Genomic DNA, 17014 nt, shown 5'->3' with positions numbered 1-17014 from the left:
GGATGTCCTTATCCGACCTGGTCGCGCGTGCGACTCGTTTTCCACTGCACAAAGGTAAAAAGGAGCGTGATAATAAGGATGACAATGCCGATCGCGGCACCGTAGCCCTGTTCCCTGATCTGAAAGCCGTTGCGGTAGGCGTAGGTCACCAGCACGGAGGTAGAATTGCCCGGCCCGCCCCCAGTCATCACGAAGATGAGGTCGAAAACCTGGAACGAGGCGATCACGTTCATGATCAGCAAGAAGAACGTACTCGGACCGACTAGGGGTACGGTGATAGAGCGAAGCTGCTGCCAGCGGCTGGCGCCGTCGATGCGTGCCGCCTCATAAAGTTGTGGCTCGATCCCCTGCAGACCGGCCAGATAGATGATCATGTTGAAGCCGATCCGCAGCCAGATCGCCACAATAACAACCGAGATCAACGCCGGCAAACCGTCGGACTGCCAAGCCACCGGATACAGGCCCACCGCGGAAAGCACCTTGTTGATGATGCCGTTTGATTGGTAGAAGATGATTCCCGCGATCATCCCCGAGGCAACCCCGGAAATAACCATCGGCAGTACGATAACCGTGCGAAAAACGCCACGCGCAGGCAGCACAGAATTCATCAGCACGGCCAGGCAGAGGCCACCAACCATCGTGATTGGCACGGTCAAAATGGTGAAGACAATAGTATTCCCGAAGCTCTGCCAGAAAACTGGGTCGCCGACGAGCTTGGCGTAGTTCTTCAGACCAACCCACTCCGGGGAGCCAAATCCCCGACTGTCCTGAAACGACAACTGCAAAGCCCACAGGATGGGTAGGAACAGAAAAATTGCCATGAGGGTGAGGTTGGGCGCCAGAAAGCCCCAGCCGATGAGAGACTCCCGTAGGCGTGAGGCGCGCCGCGCCGCGCGCGGACGTGGCGACAACGGAGCGCTGTCCCGTCCACGTGCGGTGAGCGACGTCATTACTTGCTGGCCTCTTCGATGGCACGGGTCAAGTTGCTCAGCGTGTCCCCCGTGGACTGGCCACCGACGAATGCAGCTTCAAGCTGATCCTGCAGGGCTGTTGAGATCGCCGCCATTGCGGGCGAAGTCAGCTGCGTGACATCGCTGGGTTCGATGGTGCTGGCTTGTTCAACGAAGACGGGCATCACGTCGGGTCGCACAATGAACGTAACTGCATCTGCTGCCAGGTCTGTTCGGGTCGGGAGTTCATTGGTGGCTGCGCAAAACGCCGACATACTATCGGCCTGCACCATGAACGCAAGGAACTTTGCGGCAAGTTCCGGATTTTTCGTATCCTTTGTCGCGACTAGCGCGTTACCCCCAAGATCTGTAGCTCCGCGCTCATCACGCGGCATCGGAATTGCAGTCCAATTGAACTTGGCGAGGGTTTCCATGTCCGGCACCAAGAATGAACCAGCGAAAACCATCGCAGCAGTGCCCTCTTGGAAGGTGGTGTCCGCGTACACGGACGACTTCGTTGAACTCGTCGGAGGGACCCACTGGTTGTCATAAAAGCTCTTCGTGTAGTCAAGAGCCTTCTTGCCGGCGGGCGAATCGATCGCCGGTGTCGTTCCATCCTTCTCGAAAAGGGCGCCGTTGGCCTGGAACACCCAACTCAACCATCGCGGAGCGCCTCCTAATTGCCAGTTATAGACGAACGGATATTTATCTGCTGGCAATGCAGTCCGAAGTTGCTTCGCAACATCCGAAAACTCGTTCCACGTCCACGCATCAGCCTGAGTCGTCGGCAACGAAGCGACATCGATTCCGGCTTCCGTCAACATGTCAGTGTTCACGAGAAGAGCAGAGACGTCGGTCTGATGAGGAACACCGTAAGGCTTATTCTCGAACGACACGGCCTGCCACATCGCAGGAATAAAGTTATTCTGCTCATCCGCCAGATACGGACTCAGGTCTAGCAACTGGTCCTGGCTTGAATAAACGCCCAGGTTCCCGTAGTCGACTCGAAAGATGTCGGGAGCGTTTCCGGACGAAAGCTTGGCGTCAATCCCCGAAAACATCTGAGCATAAGGAACGACATTCAACTTGACTGTCACGCCGTCGTTCTCGGTCTCGAACTGCTTGATCAAGGCTTTGAAAGCGACTGCTTCGCTGTCTCCCGCCCACGTGGTGAAGGTCAGCTCGTTAGAGCCTGCTTCTCCCCCACCGCCTCCACCGCTCCCGAAACCAACACACCCGGAAAGAACGGTGACCGCCACGACTACCGCCCCCACTGCAAGCGAACGTTTTCTGTTGAGTTTCACGCTGTAATCCTTCCGTCATTGCAAGGCCGAGCAGACAAGTTTTACTGTGCCTCAGTTTTTCACGAATATGCAGGACCATGACTTTTTTCATGAAGAACTTTCAATATCTGCCCGAATCTGCGAGTTTCATCCAGTGAATGGGATCGTCAAACTTCCGGTATCGAGCGTCGATACGTCATCACAGGGACTTGACCAAAGATCGTTCCGATCAACAGCACGTCGCCGGCGCGGTGTGAGTCTATGAGTTCTGCTGAAGAATTGAGGCGTTCTTTCGTCACAGAATGACGGCACCGTCGCGGAAGTTGTCAAGGTGGATGAGACCAGTGGGAGTTTAGGCGGCGAGTTCGAGGCGTTCCTTTTCGGTGGGTTTGTCGGCTGGTTTGTCGATCCATGCCGTCTCGGGAATGGAGAGAATCTGAGGCGCCTGGGTCGTGCTGAATCGCTCGGGGAAGCGTGCGCGGGCCGCGTCCAGCGTCGCTGCTCGTCGGATGGCTTTCGCTGCTGCGAGGCCGTAGTGGACGTCCGCTGGCGTGTTCAGGCCAATCCCGGAGTGGCGATGTTCGTGGTTGTAGCCGTCGACGAATGAGGCCATGAACGTCTTTGCGTCGGCGAGGGAGCCGAAGCGTTCGGGGAACGTCGGAGCGAATTTGAGGGTCGTGAACCACGCCTCGCTGTAGGGATTGTCGTTACTTACGCGCGGCCTCGAATGCGACTTGGTGACCTCTAGATCCGACAGCAACGCCGCGACGGTCTTGGACGTCATCGACGTGCCGCGGTCAGCGTGCACGACCTGCGGGACGCGGTGAATGCCGAAGATTTCCTTCATCATCTCCACCGCCAGCTCGTCCGATTCCGACGCGTGAACATACGCGCCGACAATGTAGCGGGAGTAAATATCGATCATCACGTAGGCATCGCAGTACTTCCCCTTGACCGGGCCAGCGAGTTTCGTAATATCCCAGCTGAGCACCTGGCCGGGTCCCGTGGCGGTCAGCTCCGGGATCGCCCGGGCCGGATGGCGTGCCAGACGGCGGCGGTCCTTGACCCGCTGGTTCTCGTCCAGCACCCGATACATCGTTGAAATGGAGCACAAGTACCTATCTGCGTCGAGCAGCTGCGCGTAGATCCGGATCGGCGGCAGGTCCACGAACGGCTTCGAGTTGACGACGTCGAGAATCTGCCGGCGGTCGACATCATCGATCTTGTTCGCCGGAATGGGCGCCGGCCCGACCACCGGACTGCGTGGTTTCCGGGTGGCGGTCGCTCGAGGGATCCCGACCAGGTCGGCCGCGACGCGAGTGGAGATCCCTCGGCTGGCCAGTTCGCGGTACGCGGTCATTACGGCAACGCACGCGGTGTTTCGTCCCGCGAGCTCTTCGAAAGACTTTCGAGTAGCTCGTGCATTTTTGACATGATCTCCAACGCCACCCCGTCGTTTCCAACCGCTGCTCGGTCTTGCTCAACTGGCGGCGCAGCCGGGCGATTTCAGCTTGCTCCGGCGTTAATCGGCCAATCTTCTCCCCGGGCTTTTTCCCCGCAAGGACACCCGCGTCACGAAGCTTGCGCCACTCCGTGATCTGCGAGGAGTACAACCCCTCGGTGCGCAGATACGCACCGCCCTCATAGTTCTTGATAGCCGTGTCATACGCGGCGAGGTGGGCAAGCTTCTGCGCTGGGGTGAACGACCTTCTCAAGGTCGGACCACCAGCTCGGGGTCCGGGACTACTCATATAACTATCGTCGCGCACGGCGATGAAAGACGGACTGAACATGGTGATGATTCCTGATTCTCGCCCTACGTCAAACGGCGGACTTGCTATTAGGCACTGGCCTCACCCAACCCTGACGGTAATGATGAGAAGAGTCTTGAGGCTGCGTGACCCTAACCCTGACTGACGTCCTTCCAAGGATTGCCTTTTACGTGATCTGTCCACGGTCTCAAGGCTGCTCACGGTGCGCTGACCAGGCGGACATGACTTTATAGGAGCCTGAAGCGAATTCCCATTACCGTCTTGTCTGCCCACCTGGCCAACGTGCCCATCTTTTACCCAGATGGACGCAACGGAAGGGCAACTTCATCATGGCAACAGACCCACCGAATGTCATCGTCGGCGTCGACACCCACTCCGATACTCACTTTGTCGCCATCATCGACGAGCACGGCAAACACATAGCTGCGGAAGAATTCCTGGCAGTCGATTCCGGATACCGGAAGATCCTCGCGTTCATCACCCGCTTCGGTCTGATCATCGGCGTGGGCGTCGAAGGAACCGGCAGTTACGGGGCGGAAGTGAGTCGAGTTCTGCGAACAGCAGGACTCCCTGTTCACGAAGTCAACCGACCCAACCGTCAAGCACGGCGTCTACATGGAAAATCGGATCCCTTAGACGCCTACCAAGCAGCGGAATCGGTCTTGGCCGAACGGGGCACGTCGACGCCGAAAACCAAAGACGGCCCCGTTGAATGCCTCCGCGTCCTCCGTGCCGCCCGCAGTTCAGCGATGAAGGCCCGCACAATTGCCATCAACCAGATCAAGGGGATACTCGTCTCCGCTCCGGAGCACGTGCGCAGTCGGTTCCGCCCGCTGACCACCGCGCAACTCATCTTGGCGTTGGAGCGTTCCCGTCCAATGGGAAACCTCACGGACCCTGAGATCGCAACGGCCCTCACTTTGAAGAAACTCGCTGCCCGATACCGATTTCTTGAGCAGGAGATTCTGGATACCGATCAAGCGCTGGCAGAGATCCTCCGGGACTGCGCGCCGCTGTTGCGGGACGTTCCCGGTGTTGGCATCGAAGTGGCCAGCCAACTCCTCGTCACCGTGGGCGACAACCCCGAACGCATCGCCACGGAAGCCCAGTTCGCAGCACTTGTCGGCGTCGCCCCCATCCCAGCGTCATCTGGCAAGACGAGCCGGCATCGCCTCAGCCGTGGCGGTGACAGAGCCGCCAACGCGGCAATCCACCACGTCGTCGTCTCACGCCTCGCGACCGACTCTCGGACGAGAGACTATGCGGCCCGACGAACGGCTCAAGGCAAGACCAAAAAGGAAATCATGCGCTGCCTGAAACGATACGTCGCCCGGGAGCTCTATCGTCAACTCACCAACCCACAAGCGGCGCCCTCGATCACCGACCTACGCACCGCGCGCGAAGACCTCCACATCACCCTCCGCGAAGCGGCCGGACACTTCAACACCTGGCCCGGCACCCTCTCCCGAATCGAACGAGGACTCAGCCGAGACGACAACCTCGCGAGCCAATTCCGGGACTGGCTCCACGAGCAAAAAGCCGTCCAAAATATCAATTGACAACTATAGGAGCATCACGTAGGGCAACGCCCCTCCAGCCTGTGAGACAGTGAGGGCATGACTGCACTGCGAATCGTTGTCCTGTTTCTTCTTGCAGCGATCGCCGAGATCGGTGGAGCCTGGCTAATCTGGCAGACCATTCGCGAATCCAAACCCTGGTGGTTCGCTGGGCTCGGAGTACTCGCGCTGGCCGGATACGGATTCGTCGCGGCCTTTCAACCCGACGCGAACTTCGGCCGTGTTCTCGCGGCGTACGGCGGCATCTTCGTGGCCGGATCCCTTGCTTGGGGAGTGTTCATCGACGGGTTCAAACCCACCGTGTGGGACTTCATCGGCTCAACCATCTGCCTGATCGGCGCGGCCATCATCATGGCCGCACCCGCAGCGTCAGCACCGACCGAATAACACTCACAGTTTTTGCCTACGAGCGAGGGGCGCCGCGTTCCGAGCGTGCTCGGCGATTTTGAAGCTTTTTCCTCTGCTGTGTTGAGGTAAAACTCCCCGCGGGTTTGCACGGGTTTGATGCGGTCTCCGCTGGTCCCCACCACGAGAATTCCGGCGATGGAAGCCGGGATCGAGTTGGTACCGGAGACGACGGCGTTCACGTAATCCAGCAGCATTGACGCTAATGAGGGTGATGAAGTCGCTCACGAGGCTGATGAGGAGTGTGCCGTAAGGAAATTCACCGACGGTACTCATAATCAGCTTGCGGATGGCACTTGCCCTGGCGACGATGATGACAACGAAGGTGATGACGACGGTAAGCATCGCGACAAAGACCCCGAACTATGTCGAAACGGCGGATGCAAACGAGGCGACCGCAGCTTCGAAACGATCGAATATGAAAACCTCTTGTGGCTCTTTAAGTTTCAGGACTTCAAAAGTCGAAGCACATTTCTCGATATAACCAAGAACCTTCGCTGGCGACCTCTCGTGGCATCGCCGATCGCCCACACGCCACTCGTGATCGGACAGATTGCGGACTTCAAGATCGTCAGCTGCGCACGGTGTCTGTTGGGGATACGACACAGAAGCCCCTTCATTGTTAGCGATGCGGACCGGCCACACCTCGCCCAATTTCTCAATGTTGCGAGTAGTGCTTGTCATCATGGCTCTTTTTCATTTGGAAGGTGGGGACTGCGCGCGGACCGCGGCCGGAACGGAGCGAAGCGGTCAGCTTTTCGTGATGAGCTCCATCCGGCCTGCAACCGGACGCTGCTGCCCCCTCTGCCTGGCTGTCAGAATCAGCACGACGGGCCGTGTCACCCAAAATCAGCACCGCACCGCCGATACCGACTGCGACAAATCGTGCCATCTGCACGGGAGCCCAATGCTTCCAACCCGTCGTAGCCACAGAAATACGTTCCTTCGGACCCTTCACTGTTGCAGCCGCACCGTTCAGCTCGACCGCACCCATGAGCGAACCACCGAACCAGGCGGCCAATTCGATGTCATGCAGGTTTCGAACGGGGGTATTACGTTGCGGCATGTGCCCCTCAGAATCGTCGGTGTGTAACGCAGTCACCAATGAGACGTTTCCTCGTCCACAAATGTCATGAAAATTCAGAAAAAACACCCCGAAGGTTTTCGCGGCGACACCATGGTGTGCACGTGGACTTCGCTGAGCGTCGAAGCACTGTCACAGAGCGCGCACTGTCGCCAGCGCGAGGGATGTGCCCGTACAGCATACGTACGCAGGACACCGGGACGGTTCAGGCGAGTGCATCACCCGCGGCCACTCGTTCGTGTAGCAGATGAGCGCCGATACTGTTTTCCGGGGGACGAGGCTCCGTCTCGGCGACGGTCACTGTGCGGGTTCGAACGATTGAATGATGCGTGTGGGCATGGCGCTCCCTAGACATGGTGAGTGAATCCGCTGACGGGGCCGAGGGCAGCATGTAGAACCGATGTGATTCGTCGTCGGTTGGTGGCAGAAAGTTCATTGACCTATCGACTTTGCTGCTGATGTCTGGTATACTACACCCAGGAGGGGAGTAATCCTCACAAGCTTCGTCGTCAATTCGATCCCGTCATCGGGGTTCGGCGGAGTTGGCCCGACCAGGCTGGACCAGACCTCCGAGTGAATATGCCTCGGAAGGCAGTGTCCGCAATGACTGTTCCTCTCTGGGCCTGGCTGACTGTTCTTGGTGTCATCATGGCCATGCTCGCCATCGACCTCATCGCCCATCGCTCGGCGCACATCATCGGTGTGAAGGAGGCCGCGGGGTGGTCGATCTTCTGGGTCGCGTCCGGCGTCACCTTCGGCGCAATCATTTGGTGGCTATTCGGCGCCGAATTTGGCCAGCAATACTTCGCTGGCTTCGTGATCGAGAAGTCACTCGCGGTTGACAACGTATTCATCTGGGCGATCATCTTCACCGCATTCGCCGTACCACCGCAGTTTCAACACCGCGTCTTGTTTCTCGGCGTGCTCGGAGCGCTGGTCTTCCGCGGGATCTTCATCGCAGCAGGCGCCGCCCTGATCGAGAACTTCAGCTGGGTGCTCTACATCTTCGGCGCGTTCCTGGTCTTCACCGGCATTCAGATGCTCCGCCACCGGAATCAAAACTTCGACCCCGAGAAATCACGCACCTACACCTGGTTCCGCGGGCACGTGCCGATGACCGATGTCTTTTACGAACAGCGACTCCTCATTAGGAAAGGCGGGATTCTTCTGGCGACCCCGTTGCTCGCCGTACTCGTGCTCGTCGAGGTCACCGACATCGTCTTCGCTGTCGACTCTATTCCCGCGATATTCGCCGTGACCTCCGAACCGTTCCTCGTCTTCACCGCCAACGCGTTCGCGATCCTCGGGCTCCGGGCGATGTACTTTCTCCTCGCCGACCTGATGCACCGCTTCGTCTATCTGAAGATCGGTCTCGCCGTACTCCTCGTCTGGGTTGGGGTGAAAATGCTGCTGCTTGAAGTCTTTTACATCCCCACCACGGTATCGCTTCTCGTCATAGCCTCCATCTTGACCGTGTCGATCGTCGCCAGCCTTGTCGCTACCCGCGGTCAATCCCGGCGTTCGGTCGAGGTGACAAGCGCCGGACCGTTTCGGATGGCAACTGACGACGAACTCGCCCGCGTCGAGTCCGTGTGGCGCAAATCGCGCGTCAGAACCAGTAATGAAAGCGGCGCCGATCGTGACCGACGAAAGTAAGAGCCTTTTGTCACCAGTTGCATGTGCTCCTTGCCGACGACGTCCCGGACGCGAAGAGGAAGATGCACCCACACTCCGCCGCTACCCCGCGCGAAAACGGGCAGGTTGGTATCGCGTTTTGTGGCAACGAATGGGGTTCACTACCGACGCGGCCATCGTGCACCGGTAGGCCCTTCACCGCTAGGCGGCGATCAACGAGCTGAACAGTCTCGCCGCGTCACTATCCCGCACGACGGGACGCACTCACACCAGGCCGAACTCTTTTATCGGTGGTCACGGCATCGCGCTCACCGCGAAAAATGCATTGCTGCAGCCTTGGACAGGGTGTGGGCCGCTATGTCCTCTTGGAAGCCATGCCCGCATTCCTTACCGAGGCTTGATGATCGAATTCGCCCGATTGGAAGGTTCGATCTTCACCGCTCCGCAGTAACGCTTCGAGACGGATGTCCCGGTAGCTGCGCAGGCAGTCGGCCTGGCTGTGGCCTGGGACTGCCCGACACGCTTGGATACGCAGCGGGTGAGCGCCCACGAACGTGCGCTCACCTAAATTCTGCTAACCAGCCTCGCGAAGCAATCATGGGTAGGTGTCCACTCGACGGGGTCAGGGCCAGGACGGGCTAAACGACGGGCGAGGGAGGCTCTTCAGAATCCCTTTCGGTCCCAGGGCGAAGCGCGACCAAAATGCGCTTCAGATCGATGACGATCGCGGCCGTGGGGCTGAGCGATGTCGCCCCGGCACCCAACTCTTGCATGCCGCGCAGAATCGCCTCGACTGCCGCTTCGGCGGCATCAAAGGGTGCGGTATCACGCGGGCCGTCGTCCGTGGCACGCAAAGTATCCGCGACCGCGTGCAGGGCATCGCTCAGAACCGGACGCAGCTCGGGTGGCAGCTCAAGGGGAATCGGTTTACCCCAGATCATGCCCGCAAAAACCTCAGTCAGGTTGCGCACGTGAAAAGTGACGTTCTCTAGAGCCGCGAGGTCCTCATAATCGACGACAAGATTTCTGCGGTTAAACCGAGCGCGGGGGTTACCCTTACGACTCTCGTCGGCGTATTGCACAGCTGACCTGACATCTCGGGCCGCGTCGGTAAGTGCGTTGCCCTTGGTCGCCCAGAGTTCACGCTCCGGAGGCCAACTCTCGACCAAGGCCACGCCGATATCGCTGAGGTGCGTGGCGAGGGTGCCTCGAAAATTAGTCAACCGCTCGACAGCCGTGCCGATAGCAAGCGGCGGTAATATGAGCAGGTTGACCAGAAGTCCCACCATTATTCCCAGACAGACTTGGGCGAGATAACCGGCCGAGTAATCATCGGCTTCCGGGCCGCCGATGATGAGAACGAAAAGAGCAGTCAGGGGTACTTGTTCGCCGCCGACACCAAGCCATCGCATTCCTCCGATAAGAGAGCCGAGGCCGATGACCAGCGAAATCGTCCACACGCTGGGCTCGCTCAGGAGGAGCACGGCCCCGGCGAGGGCGATTCCGACGGCCAGCCCAGCGAGGGTTTGTAGAGCGCTGCGGAGCGAACGCATAAGTGTGGGGTGCATGCTCAAAAGTGCGCCCAGCGGCGCGTAGTACCGCAATTCCTGAGCGTCCCCAGGGAGAAAAGGGGACAGCGTCCAGGCAATCGCCACAGCAACAGCAATCTTGGTGACCTGGAGGAATCGCGGAGGTTGAAGACGACGGACCAACGCCAGCCGTGATGCGTTCCGCGGAAAAATCGTTCTCGGCATCGTCTACGTCTCTTCCGCGGCGACGGAGAGTTGGGATCCGCTCGCCCCGCAGGTTAAGCGCGAATGCTGGCGAGGCGCTGGGAAACATCCGACAAGAAAACCACTCCCGGAGTAGCCGGTACGGAGCTCAGAATTTTCGGAGAGGATGTCCACCTCCGTTCATGCCGTGTCCGACAACGCGCCGGCGATGTCGAATCGATGCGGATCTTGCTCGCGGAACGCGCTTTAGCCACCAAGGCACGCACCGCGACCAGCATTCTCCGGAACACGGCAGCGCTCCCGTCTCTCTCGCGGTGGTGACCGGTAGGCCAACGCGGCCTTGCACCGCATCGTGCTGCTTCGCAAACGCCACAAGAAACCCCGGACTATGGCCTACATCGCCCGGCGGACCGCCGAAGGCCTCTCCGACCGCGACATCGTCCGCTGCCTCAAACGCCACGTCGCCAACGAAATATTCGCATTGCTCACCCAGAATCCCACCATCGCGCTACCTATCGGACCGCGGCTTCAACAACGCCGTCAAACCCTCGGAATCGTCCTCACTGAGGCGGCCAAACAACTCGACGTTCCCTACCAACGCCCACGCCTACTTGATATTACACAACGTGCTGACACCAATCTGGAAGTCGCCTTCAGCGCATGGCTCGGCGACAAAACTCAACAACCCAATCCAGCACAAAAAGTTGCTCGACATCAGTAGGGGCATTCCCTCGGGGGACGTGACCCTGCTTGGGTTCTCTTGATCGTTTCGCATGGCCTTTAACACATGATGACGGCGTCTCACCGCCACGACATTCTGGATAAAACACAGTGGTCAGAGACCGAGCAAGGAGTACGTTCGATTCAACAGATCGAAAACCGCTACGGGCGTACGGCCCGTCGGCGCTGAATGAAATGGAGCAGCACCATGGCAACAATTCTCTGGATCATTGCAGTAATCCTCGTCATTGCAGGCATTGTCGCTTTATTTCGACGCCAGATTCTCTGGGGTATTGTGCTCATCGTCGTAGGACTGTTGGTTGGTCCAGGTGGCGTGAGCCTCTTCACTTGAGCCTGCGGATCGAGTAGCCGTTTCGGGGCATGGCGGAACTCCGGAACGGTTTCGGCGTGAAAGATCCACTGGCGCTCTTCGTTGTTGAGCACTGCATGACGTCGAAGAGGCCATAGCTTTTCCTGACACTTTCGATCGTCGCGCGGATCGGAATGGACGGGTCCAACCGAGCCTTCACCAAACGCAGGGTTCGACAAAGCTGCATGGACGAGCAGGCGGGAGGAACTGCACTCGCGAGTGCGGTCTTTCCCGCCTACTTAGTCGTTGTGTCGATCGCGGCGCCCTCGCCGGTGAGCACCTCAAGGCCGATACCGCGGTCGTCAGCAGTGAAGGCACGAACGACCGCGAGATTTCGACAAGCTCAATCCGGCGGCCGCGCTGGTCAGAGGGCGGCGGCGACCTGGGCGGCGACAGTGTCGGTGGTGCCGGTGCCCCCGCAGTCGGGGGTGAGCCGCTCGGGCGTGGCCGTGACGGTGCCAAGCGCGCGCAGCAGGTCGGCTGCGGCCGCCTTCTCCCCCAGGTGCTGCAGCATCTGCGAGACGCTCCAAATGGTAGCGATCGGGTTGGCGATGCCTTGGCCCGCGATATCGGGCGCCGATCCGTGCACAGGTTCGAACATCGACGGAAAACCGCCGTCAGGGTTGATGTTTGCTGACGCGGCGAACCCGAGTCCACCCTGAATGGCCGCTCCGATATCGGAGAGAATGTCGCCAAACAGGTTGGACGCCACGACAACGTCCAGGGTCTCCGGGTGGGTCACAAATCGAGCCGCGATGGCATCGATGTGGTACCGCGTGACGGCCACGTCTGGATACTCGGCGGCGAGTTCGTCGGTCACGTCGTCCCAGAACACCATCGTGTGCTTCTGCGCGTTCGATTTGGTGACCGAAGCGAGTCGACCCGAGCGCGAGCGCGCCTGCTCGAACCCATAGCGAAGGATGCGCTCGACTGCGGCCCTCGTAAAAATCGCCGTCTCAACCGCGACCTCAATCTTGGTGCCTTGATGCACGCGTCCGCCCGCACCGGAGTATTCGCCCTCGGTATTCTCTCGAATCACCAAAATATCGAACTCAGATTTGCGCAACGGCCCCGTAATACCGGGAAGCAACAGGTGCGGGCGCATATTCACGAAGAGATCGAATCCTTGCCGGATGGGCAGCAGCAGCCCATGCAACGATACCGAGTCCGGCACCTGTGCGGGCCACCCCACCGCCCCGAGAAGAACCGCATCGTGCCCACTCAGCTGCTCGAGCCCGTCGTCGGGCATCATCGATCCGGTCTCGAGGTAGCGCGCGCATGACCAGTCGAAGGTCGATGGCCGTACCGCGAAACCATGCTTGTCAGCTACCGCCTGCAACGGCACGAGGGCGGCCGCCACGACGTCGACGCCGATGCCGTCACCGGGAATGAGTGCGAGCGAATACGTAGCCTCCGATACGGTCCCATTGTCGGCGAGGGACACAGTGCTGTCCTGTTGTGATGCATCGAACATGGGTTCTCCTTTGATGAGGGGTTGGGGATACCGATAAACTCGCGGAATGGCAGGCAAAGTAGCGTCGAACAGTCCGTTGCTCGTGCTGGCGAAAATCAGTACCATCCTCGACGCGTTCACGTTTTCGACTCCGGAGCGCTCGCTGGCCGATCTGCGCATCGCGACCGGGCTGCCGGCGTCGACGGTGCAACGTCTGGTCGCCAATCTCGTGCAGAGCGGGTTTCTCGACCGCCACGGCGACCAATTTCGCATCGGTCTGCGCATGGCGACCTGGGCGGCATCCGCTTTCCACGGTCTCGATGTGGGTGAGTTGGCACAGCCCGTGCTCGCCGCCCTGCGAGATGAGACCGGTGAAACCGCGTGCCTGTTCATCTCCACGCGCGAGCTGCGCGTGTGCGTCGCGATGGCCGAGAGTCGGCACAGTGTACGACGGGTGATCGCCCTCGGCGAGGTATCACCCGTAAACGTCGGATCCTCGGGCCGGGTGCTGCTGGCGTGGAACGACGAGCTCGCGGCCCGGGTATTCAGGCATCCGCTAACTGCCCTGACCGAAGAAACGGTCGTCGACGTCGATGAGTTGCGCCGATCCCTGATCACGGTGCGCGAGCGCGGCTGCGCGTATACGGTCGGGGAACGCACGTCGTCGGTAAGCAGCGTGGCGGCGCCGGTGTTCCAACACGGCGGCTCGCTGTTCGGGGCCCTGAGCCTGCTCGGCCCGAGTTCGCGAATGACACCGGATGTCGTCACCCGCCTCACTCCGTCGGTGGTTGCGGCCGGCGCCCGTCTGAGCCAAGCACTCGGTTCGGCGATCACAGCACCAAACTGAGCAGCATCGTGAAGCCGAGTGCGATCACGGAAGCGACGGATACCGCGAGCGTGCAGGTTTTGAACGTGCCGCGGGTGGACTGGTTGAGCGAGCTCTGAAGCAGCCAGAACGTATTCGAGGTGACGTGCACGGCGAAGAGGGACCCGGCGGCGGCGGCCAGGGCCACGAGCACCGGGGCAACGTCGATCTCGCTCATCACTGAGGCGAGCAACCCCGCGGCAGTGATGGCCGAAATCGACACCGATCCGATAGCCATGTGAAGCACTGCGGCGACGACCCAAACAATCAGCAACGGGGCGACGGTCGTAGTGGTGAACAGCGAGCCCAGAATCTCGCCGATGCCCGTTGACGCAACGGCCGCCGCAAGGGAACCGCCCGCACCGGTGAGAATGAGGATCTGACCCGACTCCCGAAAGCCGCGGGAAACGGCCTTCTCGACTCGTTCGCCGCCGATGGTGAGCCGGGCAACGAGGCTTGTGCCGAGCAACCCGACCAGCAGTGCGAAGACCGGCTCGAAGAGGATGCCGATCGGGCCGAGGTCAGCATCCGTCGCCTGCAAAATCGCACCGGTGGCAACGAACAACAGCGACACGATCATGGGCCCAAAAAGCAGCGCAAGAGCGGGCTCGCGGGTCGACTGCTGCACGCGGGTCCGCGCGCGGGGCGGGGCGCCGATCGTTGCGATGACTGAGGTGTAGCCTGTCGCCGGCCGGGGGGCATACTCATCGACGGCGTCTTCGTCTGCCTCCGCGTCGATGATGGTCACGGATTCATCGCGCTCCGGATTCCAGAAACCGCGGTCGTAGGCGAAATACATCACGAAGAGTGTCAGGAGGATGGTCGGCACGGTGACCACCACGCCGACAAGCAGCATCACGCCAAGCGGCACGCCGAGAAGCCCGGCCAGGGCGAGGGCACCCACGCCCGGCACGATCATCACGATGCCGCATTCGAGTCCCACGGCGATGGCGGTGGCAACCCGCGCGGTGCCGGTGCGACCGAGGCGTGCCGCCATCCGTCGCCCTAAGGGTGCGCTCATGACAAGCAAAACGTCGATATAGATCGAGGGCAGCGCCACAGCGAGAGTCGTCGCGAACGCATAGGGCGCGCGACGGGCCCCGAAGACCCGCAAAAGCCCTTCCACCAGGCGCTGGATGGCCCCGGCTTCGCTCAAAATGGAGCCGATGAGCACGCCCCACGCAATGAGCAGGCCGATCTCGGCCATGATCTCGCCGAACCCGCCGGTGACGATACTGGCCGATTGCGCCACATTTCCGCTGGCGACGAGAGCAATCGCACCGGCACCGATGACCAACGCCACAGCCGGGTTCAGGTGCACTTTCACGATCAACACAACCATCGCGACGATCACCCCAGCGGTAACCGCGATTACTGCCCAGTCGTCCATTGCGTTTCTCCTCATCATTGAGAACTCAGTATGTGAGTTGATAACCCATATTATGGCTTTGGCGCCATGCCGTCAAAGCCGCCTGAGGACGAATGTCCCACTCAGGTGAAACCGACCGCTGCGCAGTCGCCATCGACGTTGAAAGCGAAATTCTGCTGCCCCTCGATGTCAATTTCCAAGCGAGAACTCGTCATCTGGTTTTCACTCACGGATTTACGACGCCGGACACTGGCATTCGCTTGAAAGATCATTCCCGATGAAGTGGGCATCCGCCTTGCTGTGGGTACCCCGTTTACTTTGAGCGCTGGATACGAAACAATCACGTGTGGGCAAGGAGGGGGTTCTCATGCGCCAGACGGCGATCGTCAGCACTGATGCTGCCGAGAAACTCCCCTCTCGCCTCGTTCTCCGTCCGCAGATTACTTAGCCTCTGCGTTCGACATGCTCCGGGCTCGAAGGCTCGTTCTGTCGGCATTCAATGAAAGGTCACGATGACTGTTCCCTCCACCGTTTTTCGAAACGCCCATGTCTTCAACGGCGAACGCTTCCTCGCCGAACCAACAGATGTTGTTTTCACCGGAAATATCATCGCCGCCGTTGGCGCGCACGCCGGATCCGACCCGGAGTTCGCAAACGCCACCGTGATCGACTGCAGCGGCAGGACAGTGCTGCCGGGCCTGATCGACCTGCACATTCACGCCACCACCTCGAATCCGGGCTCGCTTCAGGCATTCACCGAACCGTTCTCCCTGCAGTTTTACGAATCAGTTCGAAACCTCGAATCCACCCTGCGGGCTGGAATCACCTCGGCCCGCGACGCAGGCGGCGCCGACCTGGGCACGAAACTCGCCGTCGACAGCGGACTGATCAAGGGTCCACGACTGCGCCTGGCCATCAGCATCATGTCCCAGACCGGCGGGCACGCGGACTTTTGGCAGCCTTCCGGCGTGGAATCGCCGACCATGGGCCCTCATCCAGGCCGTCCAAGCGGTATCGCCGACGGGGTCGAAGAGGTACGCAAGGTGACCCGACGGATGCTGCGCGCCGGCGCGGATCAAATCAAGATCTGCTCAACCGGCGGAGTGCTCTCCCCCACCGATGACCCACGACACTCCCAGTTCACCGAAGCTGAAATTCGCGTCATCGTGGAAGAGGCCGAGGCGCAGGGCAAATATGTGATGGCCCACGCCCAGGGAGCGGCCGGCATCAAGAACGCGCTGCGCATGGGCGTACGCACCATTGAGCACGGCATCTATCTCGACGACGAAGCCATCGCGCTCTTTCTCGAGAAAAAGGCGTACCTCGTTCCCACTCTCGCCGCGCCGGAGGCCGTCATTCGCAAAGCGGCAACGGGAACCAGCGGCCTCTCGCCGCAGGTGATCGCAAAAGCGCACCAAGTCATCGATATTCATCGGGAATCTATCAGGCGGGCAGTCAGCGCCGGCGTTCGCATCGCCATGGGCACCGATTCGGGGGTTGGCGTGCACGGTGAAAACCTCGACGAACTGGCCTTGCTCGCTAATGCGGGCATGACCCTCGAACAGGTACTTTCTGCCACGACCTCGGTAGCGGGAGAACTCATCACCCCGGTAGGGTCCATCGGACGCTTGGCGCCCACCTACCTCGCAGACGCCGTAGTTTTGGACGCTCAACTCGTCTCCGTCGATCAACTGACCTCACTTCGCAGCATGATCAGCCAGGTATGGAAAGACGGCCGAAACCAGTTCCCTGCATAGCCAATTCGGCACCGTTGCTCGTCGGCGGGTTTTGCTCAGCG

14 protein-coding genes and 1 pseudogene are annotated in these 17014 nt (G+C 60.2%); 7 read left to right on the top strand and 8 right to left on the bottom strand.

From position 1 onward, the window contains the following. Positions 1-8 precede the first annotated feature (8 nt). The 3 genes and pseudogenes from CXY74_RS11730 to CXY74_RS11720 form a co-directional block, all read right to left on the bottom strand. Positions 9-950, bottom strand: a complete 942-nt coding sequence (locus tag CXY74_RS11730; protein ID WP_104200604.1) for a carbohydrate ABC transporter permease — start codon at positions 948-950, stop codon at positions 9-11. Beyond that, the gene (locus CXY74_RS11725; RefSeq protein ID WP_104200603.1) at positions 950-2254 is read right to left on the bottom strand and encodes a sugar ABC transporter substrate-binding protein; all 1305 of its coding nucleotides are present in this window, start codon (positions 2252-2254) and stop codon (positions 950-952) included. Before CXY74_RS11725 ends, CXY74_RS11730 begins: the two co-directional genes overlap by 1 nt. Before the next feature lie 331 nt (positions 2255-2585). Then, positions 2586-3984, bottom strand: a pseudogene (locus tag CXY74_RS11720) (IS3 family transposase). Between the two features lie 350 nt (positions 3985-4334). Here CXY74_RS11720 and CXY74_RS11715 point away from each other — a divergent pair. Next, positions 4335-5564, top strand: coding sequence for an IS110 family transposase (locus tag CXY74_RS11715; protein WP_104200602.1), 1230 nt, complete (start codon positions 4335-4337; stop codon positions 5562-5564). A 57-nt stretch (positions 5565-5621) separates the two neighbouring features. After that, positions 5622-5969 (top strand): YnfA family protein, encoded by a 348-nt coding sequence (locus tag CXY74_RS11710; protein ID WP_104200601.1) that lies wholly within the window; start codon positions 5622-5624, stop codon positions 5967-5969. 3 nt (positions 5970-5972) lie between these two features. Here CXY74_RS11710 and CXY74_RS17330 read toward each other — a convergent pair whose 3' ends face one another. Beyond that, complete coding sequence (locus tag CXY74_RS17330; protein ID WP_146070132.1) at positions 5973-6332, bottom strand: hypothetical protein; 360 nt, start codon at positions 6330-6332, stop codon at positions 5973-5975. Positions 6333-6645: 313 nt separating this feature from the next. After that, positions 6646-7140 carry a hypothetical protein gene (locus CXY74_RS11705; RefSeq protein ID WP_146070131.1) on the bottom strand — a complete coding sequence of 165 codons (495 nt, stop codon included), beginning with the start codon at positions 7138-7140 and terminating at the stop codon, positions 6646-6648. A 534-nt stretch (positions 7141-7674) separates the two neighbouring features. Here CXY74_RS11705 and CXY74_RS11700 point away from each other — a divergent pair. Then, positions 7675-8727 carry a TerC family protein gene (locus CXY74_RS11700; protein WP_104200599.1) on the top strand — a complete coding sequence of 351 codons (1053 nt, stop codon included), beginning with the start codon at positions 7675-7677 and terminating at the stop codon, positions 8725-8727. 617 nt (positions 8728-9344) lie between these two features. Here CXY74_RS11700 and CXY74_RS11695 read toward each other — a convergent pair. Further along, positions 9345-10418: an aromatic acid exporter family protein gene (locus CXY74_RS11695; protein ID WP_255409538.1), complete on the bottom strand. Its 1074-nt coding sequence runs from the start codon at positions 10416-10418 to the stop codon at positions 9345-9347. A gap of 409 nt (positions 10419-10827) precedes the next feature. Between CXY74_RS11695 and CXY74_RS11690 the strand changes: the two genes are divergently transcribed. Then, the gene (locus CXY74_RS11690) at positions 10828-11160 is read left to right on the top strand and encodes a hypothetical protein (protein WP_104200597.1); all 333 of its coding nucleotides are present in this window, start codon (positions 10828-10830) and stop codon (positions 11158-11160) included. 207 nt (positions 11161-11367) lie between these two features. Next, positions 11368-11511 (top strand): GPGG-motif small membrane protein, encoded by a 144-nt coding sequence (locus CXY74_RS17735; protein WP_199183216.1) that lies wholly within the window; start codon positions 11368-11370, stop codon positions 11509-11511. Positions 11512-11893: 382 nt separating this feature from the next. On the opposite strand, the gene CXY74_RS11685 is transcribed toward CXY74_RS17735, so the two are convergent. Next, entirely contained in the window at positions 11894-13003 is a 1110-nt protein-coding gene (locus CXY74_RS11685; RefSeq protein ID WP_104200596.1) for a tartrate dehydrogenase, read from the bottom strand. A 46-nt stretch (positions 13004-13049) separates the two neighbouring features. Between CXY74_RS11685 and CXY74_RS11680 the strand changes: the two genes are divergently transcribed. Further along, positions 13050-13829 carry an IclR family transcriptional regulator gene (locus tag CXY74_RS11680; protein WP_104200595.1) on the top strand — a complete coding sequence of 260 codons (780 nt, stop codon included), beginning with the start codon at positions 13050-13052 and terminating at the stop codon, positions 13827-13829. Here CXY74_RS11680 and CXY74_RS11675 read toward each other — a convergent pair. Continuing rightward, a complete protein-coding gene (locus CXY74_RS11675) occupies positions 13813-15237 on the bottom strand; it encodes a GntP family permease (RefSeq protein WP_104200594.1) in 1425 nt (474 codons plus the stop codon). The genes CXY74_RS11680 and CXY74_RS11675 overlap by 17 nt on opposite strands. Positions 15238-15728: 491 nt before the next feature. Between CXY74_RS11675 and CXY74_RS11670 the strand changes: the two genes are divergently transcribed. Beyond that, entirely contained in the window at positions 15729-16973 is a 1245-nt protein-coding gene (locus CXY74_RS11670; protein WP_104200593.1) for an amidohydrolase family protein, read from the top strand. Positions 16974-17014 lie beyond the last annotated feature (41 nt).

Source organism: Cryobacterium sp. Y29, assembly GCF_002929825.1.
GTDB lineage: Bacteria > Actinomycetota > Actinomycetes > Actinomycetales > Microbacteriaceae > Cryobacterium.
The sequence above is the reverse complement of the archived record's forward strand: the minus strand, read 5'-3'. Positions and strand labels throughout refer to the sequence as shown.

Bases quoted from the DNA above. Each gene is read 5' to 3' on its own strand.
- CXY74_RS11685 (WP_104200596.1), bottom strand. From the start codon at position 13,003: ATGTTCGATGCATCACAACAGGACAGCACTGTGTCCCTCGCCGACAAT.
- CXY74_RS11715 (WP_104200602.1), top strand. From the start codon at position 4,335: ATGGCAACAGACCCACCGAATGTCATCGTCGGCGTCGACACCCACTCC.
- CXY74_RS11670 (WP_104200593.1), top strand. From the start codon at position 15,729: ATGACTGTTCCCTCCACCGTTTTTCGAAACGCCCATGTCTTCAACGGC.
- CXY74_RS17735 (WP_199183216.1), top strand. From the start codon at position 11,368: ATGGCAACAATTCTCTGGATCATTGCAGTAATCCTCGTCATTGCAGGC.
- CXY74_RS11690 (WP_104200597.1), top strand. From the start codon at position 10,828: ATGGCCTACATCGCCCGGCGGACCGCCGAAGGCCTCTCCGACCGCGAC.
- CXY74_RS17330 (WP_146070132.1), bottom strand. From the start codon at position 6,332: ATGCTTACCGTCGTCATCACCTTCGTTGTCATCATCGTCGCCAGGGCA.
- CXY74_RS11710 (WP_104200601.1), top strand. From the start codon at position 5,622: ATGACTGCACTGCGAATCGTTGTCCTGTTTCTTCTTGCAGCGATCGCC.
- CXY74_RS11675 (WP_104200594.1), bottom strand. From the start codon at position 15,237: ATGGACGACTGGGCAGTAATCGCGGTTACCGCTGGGGTGATCGTCGCG.
- CXY74_RS11680 (WP_104200595.1), top strand. From the start codon at position 13,050: ATGGCAGGCAAAGTAGCGTCGAACAGTCCGTTGCTCGTGCTGGCGAAA.
- CXY74_RS11730 (WP_104200604.1), bottom strand. From the start codon at position 950: ATGACGTCGCTCACCGCACGTGGACGGGACAGCGCTCCGTTGTCGCCA.
- CXY74_RS11700 (WP_104200599.1), top strand. From the start codon at position 7,675: ATGACTGTTCCTCTCTGGGCCTGGCTGACTGTTCTTGGTGTCATCATG.